Source organism: Arthrobacter sp. R3-55 (assembly GCF_054161505.1).
Genome location: NZ_CP096423.1, coordinates 3,212,520 through 3,234,105, shown reverse-complemented (window position 1 = coordinate 3,234,105; position 21,586 = coordinate 3,212,520). Strand labels below are relative to the sequence as shown.

At 64.4% G+C, this 21,586-nt stretch carries 13 protein-coding genes; all 13 read left to right on the top strand.

The window, feature by feature from the left end; all coding sequences use genetic code 11:
• The 13 genes from M1D51_RS14930 (at position 1) to M1D51_RS14870 (ending at position 21,570) form a co-directional block, all read left to right on the top strand.
• Entirely contained in the window at positions 1 to 972 is a 972-nt protein-coding gene (locus M1D51_RS14930) for an AAA family ATPase (RefSeq protein ID WP_026541421.1), read from the top strand.
• A gap of 81 nt (positions 973 to 1,053) precedes the next feature.
• Positions 1,054 to 2,457: a DUF58 domain-containing protein gene (locus M1D51_RS14925; RefSeq protein WP_458107037.1), complete on the top strand. Its 1,404-nt coding sequence runs from the start codon at positions 1,054 to 1,056 to the stop codon at positions 2,455 to 2,457.
• A complete protein-coding gene (locus tag M1D51_RS14920; RefSeq protein ID WP_458107036.1) occupies positions 2,454 to 4,949 on the top strand; it encodes a transglutaminase family protein in 2,496 nt (831 codons plus the stop codon). The genes M1D51_RS14925 and M1D51_RS14920 overlap by 4 nt, the downstream gene beginning before the upstream one ends.
• Positions 4,942 to 6,519: an RDD family protein gene (locus tag M1D51_RS14915; RefSeq protein ID WP_458107035.1), complete on the top strand. Its 1,578-nt coding sequence runs from the start codon at positions 4,942 to 4,944 to the stop codon at positions 6,517 to 6,519. The genes M1D51_RS14920 and M1D51_RS14915 overlap by 8 nt, the downstream gene beginning before the upstream one ends.
• Positions 6,516 to 7,439, top strand: coding sequence for a PP2C family protein-serine/threonine phosphatase (locus M1D51_RS14910; protein WP_172322013.1), 924 nt, complete (start codon positions 6,516 to 6,518; stop codon positions 7,437 to 7,439). Before M1D51_RS14915 ends, M1D51_RS14910 begins: the two co-directional genes overlap by 4 nt.
• Positions 7,426 to 9,486 carry a hypothetical protein gene (locus tag M1D51_RS14905; RefSeq protein WP_458107034.1) on the top strand — a complete coding sequence of 687 codons (2,061 nt, stop codon included), beginning with the start codon at positions 7,426 to 7,428 and terminating at the stop codon, positions 9,484 to 9,486. Before M1D51_RS14910 ends, M1D51_RS14905 begins: the two co-directional genes overlap by 14 nt.
• A complete protein-coding gene (locus M1D51_RS14900) occupies positions 9,483 to 11,255 on the top strand; it encodes a serine/threonine protein kinase (protein ID WP_458107033.1) in 1,773 nt (590 codons plus the stop codon). The genes M1D51_RS14905 and M1D51_RS14900 overlap by 4 nt, the downstream gene beginning before the upstream one ends.
• Before the next feature lie 45 nt (positions 11,256 to 11,300).
• A complete protein-coding gene (locus M1D51_RS14895) occupies positions 11,301 to 12,005 on the top strand; it encodes a hypothetical protein (RefSeq protein ID WP_026541428.1) in 705 nt (234 codons plus the stop codon).
• Positions 12,002 to 16,456 (top strand): FtsK/SpoIIIE domain-containing protein, encoded by a 4,455-nt coding sequence (locus tag M1D51_RS14890; protein ID WP_458107032.1) that lies wholly within the window; start codon positions 12,002 to 12,004, stop codon positions 16,454 to 16,456. Before M1D51_RS14895 ends, M1D51_RS14890 begins: the two co-directional genes overlap by 4 nt.
• 97 nt (positions 16,457 to 16,553) lie before the next feature.
• Positions 16,554 to 17,177, top strand: coding sequence for a hypothetical protein (locus M1D51_RS14885; protein ID WP_458107031.1), 624 nt, complete (start codon positions 16,554 to 16,556; stop codon positions 17,175 to 17,177).
• Positions 17,178 to 17,217: 40 nt separating this feature from the next.
• Entirely contained in the window at positions 17,218 to 19,530 is a 2,313-nt protein-coding gene (gene ligA, locus M1D51_RS14880) for an NAD-dependent DNA ligase LigA (protein ID WP_458107030.1), read from the top strand.
• Positions 19,527 to 20,351: an inositol monophosphatase family protein gene (locus M1D51_RS14875; protein ID WP_458107029.1), complete on the top strand. Its 825-nt coding sequence runs from the start codon at positions 19,527 to 19,529 to the stop codon at positions 20,349 to 20,351. The genes ligA and M1D51_RS14875 overlap by 4 nt, the downstream gene beginning before the upstream one ends.
• A gap of 10 nt (positions 20,352 to 20,361) precedes the next feature.
• Complete coding sequence (locus M1D51_RS14870; protein WP_458107028.1) at positions 20,362 to 21,570, top strand: AAA family ATPase; 1,209 nt, start codon at positions 20,362 to 20,364, stop codon at positions 21,568 to 21,570.
• Positions 21,571 to 21,586: the final 16 nt, after the last annotated feature.

Genomic DNA, 21,586 nt, shown 5'->3' with positions numbered 1-21,586 from the left:
ATGACCATGACAAACGAGCAGGCCGCGTGGTTTGCAGAAACGTTCGAGAAGCTCGTGGCCAATGTGGGCAAGGCGGTGCTCGGCAAGGAGCACGTCATCCGGCTGACCTTCACGGCGATGCTGGCCGAGGGCCACGTCCTGTTTGAAGACGCGCCGGGAACGGGCAAGACGTCGCTGGCCCGCGCCTTGGCAGCAACGGTGCAGGGTTCGCACAACCGTATCCAGTTCACGCCCGACCTCCTGCCCTCCGACGTCACCGGTGTGACCATCTATGACCAGAAGACACAGAAGTTCGAGTTCCACAAGGGTCCGGTGTTCAACAACATCGTCCTGGCCGATGAAATCAACCGTGCATCGCCGAAGACACAGTCCGCGCTGCTGGAAGTCATGGAAGAATCCCGGGTGACCGTGGATGGAACCACCTATGAGGCAGGCCGCCCGTTCATGGTGCTGGCAACCCAGAACCCGATCGAGCAAGCAGGTACGTACCGCCTGCCCGAAGCACAGTTGGACCGCTTCCTGATCAAGACCTCCATCGGGTACCCGGACCACGCCTCCACAGTGCGCTTGTTGGGCGGGGCCAACTTGAAGGACCGGTCCAAGGAACTGACGGCGCTCATCACCACCCAGGCTGTGGCCGACATGGCCGATCTCGCAGCCACCACCCACGTGGACACTGCCGTGCTTGAGTACATCTCGCGGTTGTGCGAGGAGACCCGCAACGCATCCGAGACCCGCCTTGGTGTTTCCGTCCGTGGTGCACTTGCCATGGTCCGGGCCGCCAAGGTCTGGGCTGCCGGGCAGGGCCGTAACTTCGTGCTGCCGGATGACATCAAGGAACTGGCCCCCGTGGTGTGGACCCACCGCCTGGTGATGGATCCCGAAGCGGAGTTCTCCGGTGCAACGCCTGAGGTAGTCCTCACCCGGGTCCTGGCAGACGTCGCGGCCCCGCAGCAACGCGCCACGGCCTAGCCCGCGGCACCGGCGTCGGGTCAAACCAACACGGCGCACAGCACCCCCACCCTGCACCCCAGCTCAAACAAAGGCCTCCACATGTCCTCCAGCACACCCCTGACCAGGGCTGCTGACTCGTTCAAGCGCGCTACGGCCGCTGTGAGCGGCAAGATTCGCGGCGCCCGCACCCCCCGGAACGAGCCGGGCAACCGTCCTGGCCGTACCGGGAAACCGGGCAAACCCAGCTCCCTGCACCCGGCGGCCGTGTGGGCCGAAGCCGCTGGAACTGCCGGCGAATTCCTCTCGCCGGCGTGGACCAAGGTCCGCGCTGCCTGGTTGAAGTTCGTGTGGCCGGTCCTGTCCGTGGTGAGCCTGCTGGGCTGGGTGGTCCTGGCTGCAGCAATCGGACTCTGGTGGGCCGGACAGGCGTGGGGCTGGCAGGAAGCGAAGGCCGCGGCGATGGTCGCGTTCCTGTTGTTCGTCCTGGCCATTGCCTTCATTGTGGGCCGCTCGGCCTACGGCGTGGTCCTGGACCTTGCCCGCACGCGCGTGGCCGTAGGCGATGACGCTGTGGGCAGTATTGCGGTTTCCAACGTCTCCACCAGGCCGTTGCTGCCGGCCGCATTGGAACTTCCCGTTGGTGCCAATACTGCTGTGTTCCATCTGCCCCGCATGAAGCCGGCGCAGGTGCATGAGGACCTCTTCACCATTCCTACGGCCCGGCGTGCCGTGATCGTGGTGGGCCCGGTCCGTTCGGTCCGCGCGGACCCCCTGCACCTTCTCCGCCGTCGCGTCATGTGGACCGAACCTGTGGACCTGTTCGTCCACCCCCGCACGGTGTCGCTGGGCAGCTCTGCAGCCGGCTTCATCCGCGACCTTGAAGGCATGCCCACCACGGAGCTGTCCAGCGCCGACGTTTCTTTCCATGCCCTGCGGGATTATGTTCCGGGCGATGACCGACGCCATATCCACTGGAAGACCACGGCGCGCACCAACAAACTCATGGTCCGCCAGTTCGAAGAAACCCGCCGCGCCCACCTCGCCATCGCCCTGTCCATCAATACTGACGAATACGATTCCGAGCCTGAGTTTGAAATGGCCATCTCAGTGGCGGCATCCATCGGACGCCAGGCCATCAGCGAACAGCGCGATCTCGACGTCCTGACCCAAAGAGGACCGCTCCGCTGCGAAACCGGCCGCAACCTGCTGGACGACGCCACCCGCATTGTCGGGGCACCCATGCGGAAGACCGCCGTCGACCTCGCACGTAACCTGTCCGACGCCGTTCCGAACGCTTCGGTGGTGTTCTTCGTCGTGGGCAGCCACGTCAGCGCGACCCAGCTGCGCACCTGCGCCGCGTCCGTACCTCCCGGAGTCCGCAGCCTGGCGGTGCGCGTCCAACCAGGCGCGGCGCCGTCGAGGGCCAACATTGCGGACCTGACGGTCCTCACGGTGGGCGACCTGGACGATCTCGCCATTGTTCTTCGAAAGGCGGCAGCATGAGCACCGCGCCCAATCTTCGCGTGCGTCCCCGCGCCGCCAAGGGAGCCAGGTCCGCAGGCCGTGCCAACAGCGCCGCCGGCGGGTCGATTTTTGCCGATGGCCGCCCCTTGTGGCACTTCGCGGTGGACTGCGGCGCCTTGGTGGTGCTGCTTTTCCTTGGAGTCCTCGGCTTCAGCCTGAGCTTCGGAGGGGATCCGCATTATCTGATCGCCGGCCTGGGCGGTGTGCTGCTTGGACTGGGCATCGCTGTCCTGAACGCCCATCTCCGTTTGGGGCTGTTGATCACCGTCGCCGTGACCTTTGGCGCCTACATGCTGTTCGGCTCCGCACTTGCTGTCCCTGATTCAGCAGTCTTCGGTGTCCTGCCGAGCCTTGATTCGTTGCGGACCCTGCTGTTGGGCGTGGTGTTTTCCTGGAAGGACATGCTCACGGTAGGTGTTCCCGTGGGTACAGCCAATGGCATGCTCATTGTGCCGTTCCTCAGCTCGCTGGTGACCGCCTTGGCCGCAGGTCTGCTGACGTGGCGCCTGAAGAGCCCGTACTGGCCCTTGCTGCCCGTTTTGGTGTTGTTCGTCACGGGTATTGCCTTCAGCACCAGTGCCGGTTTCCTCAATGTGGAACGCGGTGTTTCCCTGACCATCGTTTCGATCGTATGGGCCACGTTCCGTCGCGATGTCCTTCGGCAAAGGAGCACCAAGACTGTCTCGGCCAACAGGCCGGATTCCGACGCCGGTGCCGCGCGCCGCGGCCAGCTCCGCAGGCTGGGGACTGCTGCAGCTGTGATTGCGGTTGCCGTCGGTGTCACCGCCATCGCCTCGCCGATTGTCACCGCGAGCGACGACCGGAAGGTGTTGCGGAACACGATTGTCCCGCCGTTCGATCCGCGCGACTACATCACTCCCTTGGCCAGCTTCCGGAACTTCGTCAAGGACGAGAAGGACAGCACGCTGTTCACTGTCAAGGGCTTGCCCAAGGACGCCCGCGTGCGCTTAGCCGCGCTCGATGCCTTCAACGGCCTGAACTACACCATGGATCCCAACAGCTCCGGCAACTTCAGCAAGGTGGGAGATGCCCGCTCGCTCAATACGCTGGCCGATACCGGGAGCCCGGTAAAAGGAACCAACTACACGTTGGACATCACCATTGAGGACTACCAGGGCTACTTCGTCCCTGGCGGCCGGCACACCACGGGCATGAGTTTTGCTGACACGTCCGGTGCGGCGTCGGGCCTGTACTTCAATGCCGGCACGGACACCGCGGTGACCACTAAAGGCCTGGCCAAGGGCGAGAACTACACGGTCCAGGTTGCGGACCCCGGCACCTTGGAGCACGGTCAGCTGACACAGTACGACTTCGCCAAGCTCACGCTGCCGGAGGCACAGGAAGTGCCGCCGATCGTTGCATCGCAGGCCAACGAATTGTCTGCAGATGCGCCCACGGCCATTGACCGCGTACGGCAGATCGAAGCACATTTCCAGAAGAGCGGTGCGTTCAGCAACGGCCTGGTGACGGAGGGACAGCTTCCGAGCCTCCCCGGGCATAGCGCCGCGCGTGTCCGCAACATGCTCTCTGCCAAGCAGATGCTGGGCGACGATGAACAGTACGCCGTGTCCATGTCCCTCATGCTCCGGCATCTGGGCATCCCCTCGCGCGTGGTGATGGGCTTTTATCCCGATCCCAAGAGCCCCGAAAACGGTGCCGGGGACGTCAAGATCACCGGCAAGGACGTCCACGCCTGGGTTGAGGTGGCTTTTGACCGTGTGGGCTGGGTTGCCTTCGATCCCACTCCGCCCAAGGACAACGTGCCCATCCCGCCGGATCCGGAGAACAAGTCCAAGCCCAAGCCACAGGTGTTGCAGCCTCCGCCCCCGCCGCAGGAACCGGCAGACCTTCCGCCGGACTCCACCCCGGATGCCCTGGACGCTGACGAGAAGAAGAACAACCCCTGGCTGTTCTGGGGTCCGCTGTTGGCCGCCATCGGTGTGGCGCTGATTCCGTTGGGGATCCTCGCACTGCCACTGCTGCTCATCCTCCTGTTGAAAGCACGACGCCGGAAGGCCCGTTTCCGTGACGGCCACCCCGCCCAGCGGGTAGGCGGTGGATGGAACGAGGTGATCAGCCTTGCCACCGATATGGGCGCCTCGATCGATACCAAGTCCACGCGCCGCGAGTCGGCCACGGTCATCGCGGAGGCGTTCCCGAACGCGGGCGGCACCACCACGATGCTGGCCCACCGCGCCGACGCTGCGGTCTTTGGTGCCGGCCAGCCGAGCGAGGAGGAGGTCAAGCATTATTGGGAGATCGTGGATTCGTCCTTGACCGACATCACCGGAAGCGTCGGTTTCTGGAAGCGGCAGCAGGCCCGGTTCTCGCCGCGGTCCCTGTTGTCCGATGGCCGGGCTGCCTTGAGGCGCCGGGAGTTGGGAACCACTGATCCGGCGTCTCGTCGTCGCTTCACCTGGCCGTTCAAGAAGGACACCACCAATGAGTAATGAGGCCGAACTCTGCCCGGCCTGCAAGCATGCAGTCCGTCCCGGGGCTGCGTTCTGCACCCAGTGCGGTTCCCCCCTGAGCAACCGCGGAGCCCGCAAGGAAGGGAACATCAACCACGCCCAAAAGGCGGCTTTGGAGTTCGCTACCCGGCAGGGCCTGCCCGATCCCGGTAGTATCTCGGTAGTGTCGGCGCCGGCGTCGCCGACGCACCCGGTGCCTTCGGGAGCCACCATCGCGCCGGACCGTATCACTGGGCCAGGGGGAGGGACCACCATGACCACCAAGCTCGAGCTGGTGCCCGCATCTGCCGGGAAGAGGCTTGGCGCTGCTGTACTGGACTGGCTGGGTCCCATCGCTGTCCTGGCTACCACCTTCGCCATTGGCATCGCCGGCATTACGCAAACCCGCAGGAACGGCTTCATTGTCTATGACACGGGCCTGCTGGTTCTCCTCGGCAGCATCGGCCTGGGCGTGACAGCGGTCTATGTCTTCGTGCTGCTGGCACTCGAGGCCAAATCCGGCAACACTGTGGGCAACCAACTCATGGGTATCCGAAGCGCCGACGCCGAGGGCTACGCTCCCGGGGCGGGTGCCGTGTTTGTCCGCGGCATCATCACCGGCGGCGTCCTGCTCCTTGGCGGGATCACCTCGGTGGTCCTTTCCGCCCTTGGCCTGATTTCCCTGGTCCTGTGGATCGGGCTTCCGTTGATGTTCCTCGGTGTCGTCTGGGCTCTCCTCGTGGTGGTTTCCAATGCCTGGGACAAGAACGGCAAGCTGCGCGGCTGGCAGGACAAGGCCGCAAAGTCTTTGGTGTTCGACGTCCATGCAGGGCGCAACCCCGTGGCTACCGGAGGTATCCAGGGCCCCTATAGTTTTGCGCCGATGGATCTGCCTCCGGTGCAGCCGGTTGCTTCCCCGGTACCCTCCGGTGCCGGGCAGTCCACGACGATTCATGCTTCGCCTGCACAGGGAACTCACGCGCAGGCGGGCCCTGTGGTGCCGGCAGCCCAGCAACCCTCACATGACCCCAACCAGTGGCGTCCGCCGTCGGCTCCACGGCCACCAGCGGCAGCACAACAACAGGCACCGGCCACGCAGCAGCCCCAGGTCATCCACCCTCAGGTGACGCCTCAACCCCAGGCCGAACAACAACCGTCCGCGCCGGTTCCCGGCTTTGGAAGCCATCCCGACGACGACGTCGAGCGCACCCAGATGCGCCCGGGCACCGCACGGGCACAAGCGGTCCTGCGGATCCAGGTAGATGACGGACAGGACGTGCAGCTGGGCGGTTCGGTCCTTTTGGGACGCAATCCTGCCGCGCAGCCGGGTGAAGCTGTAGAGCAACTGTTGCCCGTGGTCGATCCCGGCAGGTCCATCTCCAAAACCCATCTGCATCTTCGGGTCGATGGTGATGGTGTCTGGGTCACGGACCGAAACTCGACCAACGGCAGCGCCGTTACCACGCCCGATGGCCTCCAGACACGACTCCATCCGGGCCAGCCAGTATTGGTCCGTCCCGGTTCCACCGTCCACTTTGGCGACCGTTCCTTCCACCTAGGACAAGCATGAATTCACAGCCGGCCACCCCTGCCAACGCCGAAACCGGAGCCCCCGGGGGGCCGTCCTTCGGCCTGAGCTACGGGTACGGGACGGATCGCGGGCTCCGGCGTGAACTGAACGAGGACTCGTTCATCGCTGCCGACCCCGTTTTTGCTGTGGCCGACGGCATGGGTGGGCATGAGGCCGGCGAAATCGCCAGCGGCATGTGCGTCCGGGCCTTGGGCAGTGCCCCCGAACTTGCTGCCGGTGTGCGTACCGCCTCTGCTGCGGATTTGCAGGCCTGCCTGTTGAGGGCCGACGCTGGAATCCGCAACGCCACGGGAGCACGCGCAGGAACCACATTGTCCGGCGTGGTGGTGGTGGAACAGATGGGCCTGCCCTATTGGCTGGTGATGAACATCGGCGATTCCCGGACCTACCGCCTCAGCCAAGGGGAGTTCACCCAGGTCAGCGTGGACCACTCCGAGGTCCAGGAACTGGTTGATTCCGGAGACATCACTGCCGAGCAGGCAACCATTCATCCCCGCCGCCACGTAGTGACCCGTGCCTTGGGCACCGGTGATGAGACCGAGGCCGATTTCTGGTTGCTTCCCATCCAGGAAGGCGACCGGATCATGATCTGCTCCGACGGCCTCAACGGTGAACTGGGCGATGATCACATGTTCCGCATCCTCAGCACCGTAGCCCATCCCCAGGATGCCGTGGATGCGCTGATCCAGGCTGCCCTGCGAAGCGGCGGCCGGGACAACGTCACCGTGATCGTGGTGGACGCCAAGAACGTCTTGAACGACGCCGGCATCGCCACCACAGCGCCCCGCCCCGAGGTTGCATCCGAGGTTGAAGAGGATACTCTTCCCCGGGCCTGGGTTAATGGCACGGATGAGCCATCCCCGGCTGACCAGGAGGAAGGCGCCGATGGCAAGCAGTAACCTTTCGCTGACCCGCTACCAGCAGGGTGACTGGTTTGGCGTGGTGCGGAACGGAACCGTGGTGCTCCTTGGCCCCGACACCCCGCATGCGCTGATCGATACCGTTTGGGAGTTGCTGGACTCAGCTCCCGAGGCCTATGAGGTCCTTCACGAAGTGACGGATGCCTTTGGCGTTTCCCTGAGCCGCATCCCTCCGTTCGGGATCATCGATTCCAAGGATGCGCTCCGTGTTTTCCTCCGTGGTGATCTCGAATTGCTGGTCCAGTCCGAATCGGGCGCCGAGGAGCTCACCGGCCGTGATGTGACGACGTGGACGGAGCGCCGGCTTGCCGGCGTAACCTCCTACAGTCTCCGGATCGGTGGCGGCTCAGCCTCGGACATGCCGTTGAACAGCCTTCCCCTGGCGGAGGGTGTGGTGCTGTTGTCAGTCCTGGAAGCCGCCGGCGGATCAGCCCGCGAGGCCGGTCCTGCCATCCATGCTGCCGCCGTTCCGCTGGCGGAACCGAAGGAACCGGCAAAGGACAGGGAAGAGCAGCCCGCGGTTCAGGACCGGGTTTCCGATGAGACCATGATCGGTTACACAGAGACTGACCTTGGGCTGACCATCGCACCGGGCCAACTCTCCGCCGGACAACCTTCCAACGGCCAGCTCTCCGACGGCCAGCTCTCCGATAACCGGGCCTCAGGTGGCCAGTCGGCGGCCGACGAGTCTGCCCAAACTGACGAAGCTCCCGAAGCCGACGAGTCTGCCGAAACCGACGGGTCTCCGGAAGCCGACGGGTCTCCGGACGCCGGAGCGGTTGCCGGTGGGGCACTTTCTTCCATGGCACCTGCCTCGGTGGGGGAAATCCCTGCGGCAGTTGAGTCTTCGCAACCGGGAGCGCTCCCGCATCCCGATCACATGCAAGGCCCGGAAAAGGACGACGAAACCGGGGAAGCGGCGTCTGCGGAGCCATCCGTCCACGATCCAGCGGTGGAGGACGCCCGGGAAGAGTCGGGGGCCCCTGTCCACACCAGCACCACCGATCCGTTGTTGCCCACGTTGGAAAACACCACCAACTACGATCACTTGTGGGACAAAACGGTGATGCGGAACATTGAAGACGCCGCTGTCCGGGCGGAAGAAGACTCCGACGACCACGACGCCCCTGCATCCAAAACGCCGGATGCTTCCCAGTCCCACACTCCGGGAACCCCTGTTGAGCAACTCCCTGCTCCGGAGCCGGCAGCCCGGGAATCCGTTGAGCAACCCGCGGCAGCCCCGCAAGGGTCCGGGCTGATCGATTCCGTGCCCTGGCTCCGCAGCAGCCCCGCCACGCAGGAGGCAGCCAGTGCCCCGCCTGGGCTTTCGAGCATGCCTGCCATGCCAGCTACAGGTACGGCCCCATCCACGGGAGCTGGCCCTTCACAGCCAGGTACGGACCCTGCCCCGCAGCTTCCGGGCGGCTGGCCGCCTGCGCCGCCTGCCGGCGTCGTCGACGAGGATTCAGACCATGACGGCCAAACCATCATGAAGAGCAGCCTGGTTGCTGACCCTGCGGATGCAGCCAGTCCCGGACCTGAGGTTCCGAACGCCGCGGTTGCCAACGGGCCCAGCGTCCTGGCAAGGGTGTGCCCGCAAGGGCACGCAAATCCGCCTACGTACCCGCAGTGTTCCGTTTGTGGCACCGCATTGTCCGGCGATGCGCAGCAGGTCCCGCGTCCACGTCTTGGCCGGATGCGCCTTTCCACAGGTGAGCTGATTGATCTTGACCAGTCGCTGATCATTGGACGGCAACCTTCCGTTTCCCGTGTCCAGGGCGGCACCATGCCCAAGCTGGTGCAGGTGGAGAGTCCCGGTGGGGACATCTCCCGCTCCCACGTCGAGGTCAGGTTGGAAGGTTGGCACGTCATGTTGTGCGACCTGAAGGCAACCAACGGAACAGTGTTGATCAGGGAAGGCCAGGCACCCCGCCGGCTTGCCCAAAACGAGATGGCCATCCTGTTGGACGGCGACATCGCCGAGTTGGGTGACGACATTTCATTGCGTTTCGAGGAGATTCTTTGAGTTCCAAGAGGCCCCCTGCGCCGCCTCCACCCATTCCCGGATTCCAGTACGTCAGCCTGCTCGGCTCGGGCGGATTCTCAGATGTGTACCTGTACGAACAAGACAGGCCCCGCCGCAAAGTAGCCGTCAAGGTGCTGCTCTCGGACCTGAAAACCGAGGGCGCACGGCGTCGCTTCGAGTCCGAGGCCAACCTGATGGCCCAGCTATCCTCGCACCCGTACATCGTGACGATCTTCGAAGCGGAGATCACGGAGAACGGCCATTCCTACCTCGCCATGGAATATTGCTCCAGGCCGAGCCTCGATGTCCGGTACCGCCGGCAGCGCTTCAGCGTGGACGAGGTCCTGGCCGTCGGCATCCAGGTGGCTTCCGCCGTCGAAACCGCCCACCGGGCCGGCATTGTGCACCGTGACATTAAGCCTGCAAATATCCTGGTCACCGACTACAACCGGCCTGCCCTGACGGACTTTGGTATCTCCGGTACCATCGGCGCCGACACCGAGGACGACGCCGGGATGTCCATTCCGTGGTCGCCGCCGGAGCAGTTCCGTGGCGGCGCCGTGGACGGGGTTCCCGTGGACATCTGGGCCCTTGGCGCCACCCTGTACACGCTCCTGGCCGGCCGTTCGCCCTTTGTTCTGCCCGGGCAGGACAATTCGCAGCGCGAGCTCATTTCGCGCATCACCAACTCGCCCCTTCCCAGGCTTGGGCGGGCGGATGTTCCGGAATCCCTGGAACTCGTGCTGGCCACGTCCATGGCGAAATCGCCGGGGTCCCGCTACTCGTCAGCGCACGCTTTTGCCTTGGCGCTCCAGCGGATCCAGACAGAGCTGAATTTGTCAGTGACGCCCTTTGAGGTTCTTGAGGAACCCGGTCACGGCGACGAGCAGCATCCGGATGACAACTTCGAGGAAACCCGGGTCCGGAGCATTGCGTCCATCGATCCGGACGCGTCCGGAACGGCCACCACGGGTTCCGCGCCCACGTTCCCGGCGCGGACCTTTCCCTCCACCGTTCCAGGGGCCACCCAGCCTCCTGGGCAGTTGGCCGGTCCGCCGCAGACAGTGCAGCCGAACCAGCTCAGGCCCGCCCAGCCAACGCAAGCCCAGCCAACGCAAGCCCAACCAACGCAAGCCGGCACCACTCAGCAAACCCCGCCCCGGTTCCATGCGCCCGTCCGGGACAACAGCCCAGCGGAGGAACCGGACGTTGCTGAGTCCACAGTCCTTCGCGGTTGGCAGTCCTCACCGGGCACGGTGGACGATGCCACGGTCAACCGCTCCAATGCCTCTGCAGGGGTACCGCCGGCGGGTGAAGACGACGTCCCGGCAGCGGACCACAGCAAGCGCAATCTGTGGCTCGCCGCCACCGGCGCAGCAGTGCTGGTGGTCGCCGTCGTGGTTGGCATGGTCCTGGGCTCCTCGGCACCACCGAAAGTCGCTCCGACGGAAACGGCCAGCAAAGCTCCGGCCGACCCCTTGGATAGTGGCAGCGTCCCTGACGTCGAAGCACTGGCCGCGGCGCGGGATACCAAGGATCCGAACATCATTGTTTTCTCGTGGAAGAACCCGCAGCCCAAAGAGGGCGATACCTACAAGTGGCGTACCAAATCGGCCAAAGCCGACGGCGCCTACGAGACCACACGGACAGAGAAGGCATTCGTCTCCGGATTCGGTGAACCGCCCATTTGCGTGCAGGTCATTATTGTCCGATCGGACGGCAGCGCGTCGCCTGAGGGGCCGGGCTCCATCGCTTGCCTGGACGGGTAGCCGGCAGATGAAACTTACTTACCGCCGACTGAGGAGGCACAGATCATGGGGGATCTAGCAATAGATTTCTGTGGGGAATGGTACGAACCATCCGACGAAGACGTCTTTGACATTGGTCGCGAAGGTGACCTGGAGGTCGACGACAACCCGTACCTGCACCGACGCTTCCTGCAGATCGCCCGTTACGACGGCATGTGGTGGCTCAGCAACGTGGGCAGTATGTTGTCTGCCACCATCGCCGATGGTTCCGGTGGGATGCAGGCCTGGCTCGCACCCGGAGCAAGGATCCCGCTGGTCTTCAGCCACACCAATGTGATCTTCACAGCCGGGCCCACCACCTATGAGTTCGCCGTCCACTTGAAGACGCCGTCATTCCGGCATGAGGCCCGCGAAGAGGACCAGGCCGGGGACACCACCATTGGGCCCGTGGTCTTTACCGACTCGCAGAAGGCCTTGATCGTGGCCTTGGCTGAGCCCATGCTGCGGCGCGAAGGCACCGGTTTCAGTGCCATCCCTTCCTCAGCAGAAGCCGCCAAGCGGCTGGGTTGGGCTCTGACACGCTTCAACCGCAAGCTGGACAACGTGTGCGACAAACTGGACCGCGTGGGCGTAGTGGGCTTGCGCGGTGGTGCAGGGAAACTTGCCACCAACCGCCGGGCCCGCCTGGTGGAGCACGCTGTGACCTCGCATTTGGTGACCCCGGCCGATTTGCACCTCCTTGAGAAAATGACTGGAGTCGACGAAGGATGAAGTTTCGCCTGACCTTGCGGCGCGATCCTGCAGAAGCAAAGGACCTCGCCGTAACGGTGGATGGCCGCGCCACCGTTGCTGACATTGCTACGGAACTCTGGGCCGCCGACCCCGCACGCAAGGGGACCGAACCGCCGTCGAACCTGTCCATCAGTGTGGACGAAGCGTTTGTTGGCGGCGGCCTGTCCGGGCACATCCTGCGGCCCACCGACAACTTGCTGGAGTCCGGACTTCGCCCCGGTTCCAAGGTCTCGCTCGCCCAGGTCAGCGAACAGTTCGCCTCGAACGGCCACGCAAACGGCACTAACAGGGGACCGGCAGCTGCGACGTTGCGCGTCATGTCAGGGCCCGACGTCGGACGCGAATTTTCGCTGCCTTTCGGCACCAGCTACATCGGCCGGGACCGGGACGCCGACATCCGGCTCACCGACCCCCTGACCTCCAAGCGCCATGCCCGCGTCACAGTGGGCGAAACGGTGGAGATCGTGGACACGAACTCCGCCAACGGCCTGCTGATGGATGGGCTGCCCGTCACCCGGGCAACCTTGCAATCCTCGGACACGGTCACCCTGGGGGACACCACGGTAGGGGTGGTGGCGTTGTCGCGCAACCATGGCGGCGGACCGTCGTCGCCTTTGGTGGACTTCAACCGCTCACCGCGGGTGCTTCCGAGGTTCGAGTCTCCCAAGCGCGTGCCGCCGGCCGGCCCTAAGCGCCCCGAGCACCAGCCGTTCCCGTACATCATGCTGGTGGCGCCGCTGCTGATGGGCGGCGTGCTCTTTGCCGTCACCCAGAACCTGCTATCGGTGCTCTTCATGGCCATGATGCCGCTGTTCATCGTGGGGCACTATGTGGACCACAAGATGCAGAGCAAGCGACAGGCCAAGGAAGGCCACAAGCAGTTCAAAGCCGCCATGCTGGCGTTCCGCGAGGACATTGACCGGCAGCAGAACATTGAGCGCGCCGTCAGGCTCCAGGAAGCGCCGTCGGTCAGCGATACCGTGGACGCGATCTACAAGCTTGGCCCCCTGCTGTGGACCAACCGTCCCGAGCACCAGCACTTCCTGGGCGTCCGGTTCGGTCTGGGTTCCGCGCCGTCGCGCATCCCGTTCGACGAGCCCGGTGCCAACGAGACAGAACCGCAATACATGCGGGAAATCCAAGAGTGCCTGCAGCAGGTCCGCGTGATTGAGGGCGTGCCGATCGTTTCCCAACTGCGTACCTCCGGCTCGTTCGGCGTCGCGGGGGACCGCAGCGTGGTGGACGATGTTGCCCGCGGGATGGTGCTCCAACTGGTGGGCCTCCACTCGCCGGCGGAAGTGGTCCTGACCTCACTGACCTCGGCACGCTCCCGCGAACGCTGGGACTGGCTGCAATGGCTCCCGCATGTGGGTTCAGGCCACAGCCCCCTCTCCGGCGACCACCTCGCCGCCGGCCCCGGTGCCGGAGCCGCCTTGTTGTCCCGCTTGGAAAACCTCGTGGAGGAACGCGAATCCATGGCCAAGGAACCGGGACCCCAGCCCCGTCCCGGGCTTAAGGACGAACACGAAGAAATCCCCGCGCCCGTGGTTCCGGCGGTTCTGGTGATTGTTGAAGACGATGCTCCCGTGGACCGGGGACGGCTGACCCGGCTGGTGGAACGAGGCCCGGATTACGGCGTGCACATCATGTGGGTGGCGGCCAACGTACAGTCGCTTCCCGCAGCGTGCCGTGATTTCCTTTCCGTCGACGGCGATCACGGCACCACCACCGGACAGGTGCGCCTGGGCCGCCACACATACCCTGTGAGCTGCGAAAGCCTCGACGCCGATCTCGCCACCCAACTGGCGCGCATGATGTCGCCGCTGGTGGATGTTGGAAACCCGCTCGACGACGACTCCGACCTCCCGCGTGCCGTTTCCTACGCCACGCTGATCGGCAAGGAGTTGATGGACAACCCGCAGGCCGTGGCCGAGCGCTGGCAGGAAAACAACTCAGTCCACGCAACGGCAGTGCCCAACCGCAAGGACAACGGCAGCCTCCGTGCTTTGGTTGGCTCCAAGGGCGTGGAGCCGTTCTACCTGGATTTGAAGAACGAGGGCCCCCACGCACTGGTCGGTGGAACCACCGGTGCCGGCAAGTCCGAATTCCTCCAGTCGTGGGTGATGGGCATGGCCGCGGCGTACAGCCCGGACCGTGTCAGCTTCCTGTTCGTGGACTACAAGGGCGGTGCCGCTTTCGCGGACTGCCTCCACTTGCCCCACACAGTGGGCCTGGTGACCGACCTGTCCCCGCACCTGGTTCGCCGTGCGCTGACGTCCCTGCGGGCCGAGCTGCACTACCGGGAACGGCTCCTGAACCGTAAGAAAGCCAAGGACCTGCTGGCACTGCAACGCGAAGCCGATCCCGAGGCCCCGCCTTACCTGATCATCATCGTGGACGAGTTTGCGGCTTTGGCCACGGAAGTTCCCGAGTTTGTGGACGGCGTGGTGGACGTCGCCGCCCGAGGCCGTTCGCTGGGCTTGCACCTGATCCTGGCCACCCAGCGCCCCGCCGGCGTCATCAAGGACAACCTGCGGGCCAACACCAACCTCCGCGTTGCTTTGCGCATGGCCGATGAAGTGGATGCCGTGGACATCCTCGGTGTTCCCACTGCTGCTTACTTTGATCCCTCGATTCCGGGTCGTGGCGCTGCCAAAACCGGCCCTGGCCGCATCCAGGGTTTCCAGACCGGCTACGCCGGTGGCTGGACCACCGAGAAACCCCAGCGTCCCAGGATCGACATCGTGGAGATGGCCTTCGGTTCCGGACCCACATGGGAACCACCGTTGGTGTCCCAGGTAGAGGAAGAACCGGCTGGACCCAACGACATCGCCCGCATGACCGGAAACATCATCCGTGCCGCCGACGTCCTGTCCATCGAACCTCCCCGGAAGCCGTGGCTTAACGAACTCGCCACTACCTATGATTTCTCCAAGCTCCCCAATCCGCGCACGGATGAGCGGCTGCTGCTGGGTGTAGCGGACGATCCCGCCCACCAGGACCAGCCCACAGTGTTCTACGAACCGGACAAGGACGGCAACATGGCCGTCTACGGCACGGGCGGATCCGGCAAGTCGGCTGCGTTGCGCAGTATCGCCATCGCCGCTGCCGTCACACCCCGCGGTGGTCCGGTGCACGTTTACGGCATCGACTGCGGTTCCTCGGGCTTGAAGATGCTGGACGGACTCCCGCACGTTGGTGAAATCATCAACGGCGACGACGTAGAACGCGTGGGCCGCCTGCTGCGCTGGCTCAAAGAAGTGGCCGATGACCGTGCAGCCCGGTTTGCTGAGGTCCGGGCCTCGACCATTGTCGAGTACCGGCAGTTGGCCAACCGGCCGGATGAGAAGCGCATCTTCATCCTGGTTGACGGCATGTCCTCCTTCCGGGAAGGCTACGAGTACAGCAAGTTGTCCGCGCTCTGGGATATCTTCCTGACCCTGGCTACCGACGGACGTCCCTTGGGCATCCACCTGGTTGTCAGCGGTGACCGCACCAACTCTGTTCCGGCGTCGCTCCTTGCCTCCATCCAGAAGCGGTTGGTCCTGCGCCTTAGTTCCGAAGACGACTACATGACCCTGGACGTCCCCAAGGACGTCCTCAATGCCGCCTCGCCTCCCGGCCGAGGGCTGCTGGATGGGCTGGAAGTCCAGCTCGCCGTGTTGGGTGGCAACTCCAACCTGGCCCTGCAAGCGCGCGAAGTGGCAAAGCTCAGCCAGGCCATGCTCCGTCAGGGACTCGAGCAGGCACCGCAGATCCAGCGACTGCCGGAACTGGTGGACCTGGATATCCTCCCCACCGGTGCCCCGGACAACCCCGTGATAGGCGTCGACGACGAAACGCTGGGTTCGGCGGCAATCGCCGCCAAGGGTTCGCTTCTCCTGGCCGGCCCTCCGGGTGCCGGACGGACGGTTGCGCTGGTTACCTTGGCGTACGCTTTGCGTCGCTCCAACCCGCGGACGGACCTGATCTACATCGGTTCACGCCGTTCCGCTGTTGCCTCCTTGAACATCTGGAGCCGCTCGCTGGTGGGCCCGGATGAAGTGTCGGACGTCGTGGATGACTTGATCGACAAGGCCTCGGACAACCCGGGGAGTATGGCCATTTTCATTGAGGGGCTCACCGAGTTCACGGACACACTGGCAGAGTCGGGCGTCGGGCGCTTGGTCACAGCGGCCATCAAAGCCGACCAATGGGTGGTTGGGGAGTCCGAAACCTCCACCTGGTCCCAGGCCTGGTCCCTGGCCCAGCCGTTCAAGTCCGGACGCCGTGGACTCTTGCTCAACCCCGGTGATGTGGAAGGCGACAGCCTGCTCAACACCTCCCTGGGCCGGATCAGCACGGACTTCATTCCGGGCCGTGGCTACATTGTTGGACGGGGCAAGGTACGCAAATTGCAGATCGCCATGCCGCCGGAGAACCGAAGCTAGGATTTGCCGCAGCGCGGGGGATGTAGGAGGATTTCACAAAACACCCGAACTCCTTGAAAACCGGCGGCACCCCAACGCCCCGGCTGAGGTTAATTCCATGCGACACTCCGTTGTCCCTGCCGTTCTTCTGACCGCCTTTCTTGTTGTGGGTGGTCTTTTGGCCCCCGCTGCTGCTGTCCACGCTGCCCCGTGCGGGGAAGGTAAAGCCACGTGCGCGCCGGTGCAGGCTCCAACGGAGCCCGCACCCACCCAGCCGGGCCTGGCTCCTGAGACGGACAAGAAACCCGCACCGCAACCGGAGCCAACCAGGGTCCGGGAAACCCAGAAGGCGCCGACACCCGCGCCGGCCGTACCCCAGCCGCCCGTCCAGGCACCGCAGCCGGCGGTCACCCAGTTCGTCACCGTGGCACCACGGGTGACCAGCCCGGCATCGGAATCATCCGAACCCACGCCCACGGCCGAGCCGACCACAGCGTCAGCAACGCCGTCGGCCTCGCCTTCTTCAAGTCCTGCCTCCGCCAGCCCCAGCCCCTCAAAGTCGTCCAACTGGAACACTCCTGTGGACAAGGGCAAGGAGACGCAGGCAGCGGCGATGGTCGGCACCTCATTCTCCGGCCCCAACATGCTGGGTCTCTTCGGTATCCTGGGCGGCGTCCTGCTGGTTGGCCTGGGCGGCCTTGCCTTCGCACTCTGGAGCAAGAACAGGCTCTCCTCGCACTAGCCCACCGCATAATGTCCGCACGGTGCGGCAAGATAGACGTGTGAGCACACCAGAAACTGCGAATCCGGTAGAAACCACAGGTGAGGACACGGCTGAGGCCGGTGTTGAAACAGAGGGCACTCCGCCCTCGGAGTCCTTGCGGGACGAGTACGAGCACCTGGCCGACCTCGTCCGTAAATACAGGTATGCCTATTACCAGGAAGACTCGCCCACGGTATCGGACGCCGAGTTTGATGAGCTGTACCGGCGGCTGGAGGAGTTGGAGGCACTTCATCCTGAACTGGTCTCCAATGATTCCCCCACGCAGGAAGTGGGCGGTGAGGTCTCCTCGGCCTTTGCGGCCGTAGAGCACCTGCAACGGATGTACAGCTTGGATGACGTCTTCTCCCTCGATGAGCTCGAGGCTTGGGTGCGGAAGGCAGAAGCGTCCGTGGCGAAGCTCGGAGACTCTGTTCCACCCATCGCCTGGCTGACCGAGTTGAAGATCGACGGCCTCGCCGTGAACCTCCTCTACCGCGACGGCAAACTGGTCCGCGCTGCCACACGCGGGGATGGCACAACCGGCGAAGACATCACGCACAACGTCCTCACCATTAAGGAAATCCCGCGGGAGCTCAGCGGTTCCGGGTATCCGTCCGAAGTCGAGATTCGTGGTGAGGTGTTCATCCCCTCCAAGGCCTTCGTCGAATTCAACGAGACCCTTGTAGCTGCCGGCAAGGCCCCGCTGGCCAACCCCCGGAATGCTGCGGCCGGTTCACTGCGGCAAAAGGATCCCGCCGAAACGGCAAAGCGGCCGCTGAGCATGTACGTCCACGGCATCGGTGCCCGCGAAGGCCTTGACGCCAAGAGCCAGTCCGAAACATACAAGCTGCTGGAGGCTTGGGGCCTGCCCACCAGTCCCTACCTCAAAGTCCTGGACTCTTTTGACGAGGTCCTTGAATTCATTGCGCACTACGGCGAGCACCGCCATGACCTGGCGCATGAGATCGACGGCATTGTGGTCAAGATCGATGACTTCGCCACCCAGCGCGCCCTCGGCTATACCTCCCGGGTTCCCCGATGGGCTGCGGCGTATAAATACCCACCGGAGGAAGTCCACACCAAGCTCCTGGATATTGCCGTCAACGTTGGCCGCACCGGGCGGGTCACTCCCTTCGGTTTGATGGAACCTGTCAAGGTGGCCGGCTCCACCGTCGGCATGGCTACGCTGCACAACCAGGACGTGGTCAAGGCCAAGGGCGTCATGATCGGTGACATCGTGATCCTCCGAAAGGCCGGGGATGTCATTCCGGAGATCGTGGGCCCGGTACTTGCCCTGCGTGAGAAGCAGGACCCTCCGGTCCGGGAGTTTGTGATGCCCACGGAGTGCCCGTCCTGCGGCACCCCGCTGGCTCCTGCCAAGGAAAGCGACGTGGACATCCGCTGCCCCAATGCGAAGTCGTGCCCGTCGCAACTGCGTGAGCGGGTCTTCCACCTCGCGGGCCGTGGTGCGTTCGATATTGAAGCTTTGGGGTGGGAAGCGGCCATCGCCCTCACCCAGCCGGCGGAGCCTGAAACGCCTCCGCTGACCAGCGAAGCGGGCCTGTTCAGCCTGAAGCCCGAAGACCTGGCAAATGTCCTGATCCGTAGGGAGAAGCGTTCAAAGGGCGTGGGCACGGGCGAGTACGAGCTCGTTCCGTATTTCTACACCAAGGGAACGGCCAAGTCTCCGTCCAAGCCAACGGCTACCACGGAGAAATTGTTCGTGGAGTTGGAGAAGGCCAAGAAGCAACCGCTCTGGCGTGTCCTGGTTGCGCTCTCCATCAGGCATGTGGGCCCCACCGCCTCGCGGGCACTGGCTACGGCATTTGGCAGCATGGACGCCATCCGTAACGCCACCGAAGAGCAGATGGCGCATGTGGATGGAGTGGGTCCCACCATTGCGGTGGCCTTGAAGGAATGGTTCGCCGTGGACTGGCACAACGAGATCGTGGACAGCTGGGCTGCGGCAGGTGTGCGGATGGAGGACGAACGTGACACTTCCATGCCGCGGACACTCGAAGGCCTCACCATCGTGGTGACCGGTACTTTGCCCAACTTCAGCCGCGACGAAGCCAAGGAGGCCATCATCATCCGTGGCGGGAAGGCGTCCGGTTCAGTGTCAAAGAAGACCAGCTACCTGGTAGCCGGCGAGAGTGCAGGGACCAAGCTGGATAAAGCGGAACAGCTCGGTGTTCCTGTGCTGGACGAGGACGGATTCCGCGAGCTCCTTGCCAACGGTCCCGCCGCCGCTGAGCCGGAGACCGAAGCAGCACCGGAATCGGCACCTGAAGCAGCAACCCAAGAAGATACTGCCGGGACGGACTCCGAATGACTGACGTGAACGGGCTCCTGGCTGTAGCCCAACGTGCCGCTGCTGCCGGTGCTGCTGTGCTCGCGCAGCGGTCCATCAGCGGCACGGGTGGCGATGGGCTCGAAACCAGCAACAAGGGCGAGGCCGGCGACTGGGTTACTGCCTTTGACGTCGCGGCTGAGAACGCTGTCCGCGAAGCCATCCTTGCCGAGCGGCCCCATGACACCATCACCGGGGAGGAACACGGCACCACCAGGCCTGAGACGCCTTCCGGATACCGCTGGTCCATTGACCCCCTGGACGGGACCACCAACTTCATCCGTAACATCGCCTACTACGCCACCTCTGTGGCGGTGGCCGATTCCGACGGCGTATGGCTGGCCGGCGTGGTCCACGCACCTGCCTTGGGTCGCGTCTATTCGGCCGCCCGGGGACAAGGAGCCTGGCTTGAGGTCGGGGGAGAGATCACCAGATTGGCAGGTCCTGTTCCCGGCCGGACCGGCCTGATCCTGGCAACGGGTTTCAGTTACGATCCCGCGACCCGTGCCAGCCAATCCGCCGGCTTGGCCGAGCTCATGGAAGGATTCGCCGACGTCCGGCGCCTTGGTTCCGCTGCCCTGGACCTCTGCCTGGTGGCGGATGGAACGTTTGACGCCTACGGCGAGCGTGGACTGAACGAGCACGACTTTTCCGCGGGAGCCTTGGTGGCGGAGGAAGCCGGATGCTGGGTTCGCAGGCCACGGTTGGAAAGCCCCCTCAATGGTGGGCCCAGCACCGAGGATCGTTTGGCGGCCTGGATGTGCGCGGGGACCCTGGAACTGTCCGGCAAGTTCCCCTTGTAGCCAGCAACCCGTGATCAGAAGCCTCGCCATCGCCAACTACCGGTCAATCCGGGATCTTGCCATGGAATTGCATGGGCTGGACATCGTGACCGGGGCCAACGGCAGCGGCAAATCCTCGTTGTACCGCGCCCTGCGTCTGCTGGCCGAGTGCGCTGGGGGAGATTCCGGAAATGTGGTGGGATCACTTGCGCGTGACGGCGGCCTGGCCTCCACGCTGTGGGCCGGTCCGGAATCCATCAGTGATGCCATGCGCCGCGGCGACGTGCCTGTCCAAGGCACTGTCCGGCGTGAGTCCGTGAATTTGAAGCTGGGTTACTCCGGCGACGACTTCGGATACCTGGTGGATTTGGGGATGCCTGCGGGCAGCGGCTCCGGGTTTGATCCGGAAACCGGCCGGCCCCGCCCCTCGGCCTTCAGCCTTGACCCGGAAATAAAACGCGAGCAGATCTTCTCCGGCCCCGTAGCCAGGCCGGGGTCTTTGCTGGTGGACCGGAAGGGAAGCTTGGCCAGATTACGGGGACCGAGAGGGGAGTGGGCCGAGTTGTCGCGGCGCCTGGATACTTTCCAGAGCATGCTGACCGAGGTTTCGGACCAGGATCGGGCGCCGGAAGTGCTGAGGGTTCGGGATTCAGTGCGGTCCTGGCGGTTCTACGATCACTTCCGCACAGATGCCGAAGCTCCGGCGCGTCAGGCGCAACTTGGCACACGTACTCCGGTTCTGCACCATAGCGGCAAGGATCTCGCTGCTGCGCTCCAGACATTGCGGGAGGTGGGGTTCGAGCGGCAGTTGGATGCCGCCGTCGGGCATGCCTTTCCCGGGAGCCGGCTGGAAATAGCCGTCCACGACGGCCGGTTCAGCGTGGAGCTGCGGCAGCCGGGCATGCTGCGGCCCATGAAGGCTGCCGAGCTATCGGATGGGACCCTGCGGTTCCTTTTGCTGACAGCTGCGTTGCTGACCCCGCGACCGCCGGAGCTCATGGTCTTGAACGAACCCGAGACCAGCCTCCACGTTGACCTGATGCCGGCACTGGCCGGACTGATCGTCCAAGCCAGTGCCAACAGCCAGATGATCGTGGTGACCCACTCTGAAGCCTTGTTGAGTGCTTTGCGGAGCAGCGGCGCCGCCCATGAACATGAGTTGTACAAGGACATGGGCGAGACCAGGATCAAGGGTCTGGGCCCGTTGGAGGGGCCGCCATGGAGTTGGCCCAAGCGCTGAAATCCGGCTCAGGCTG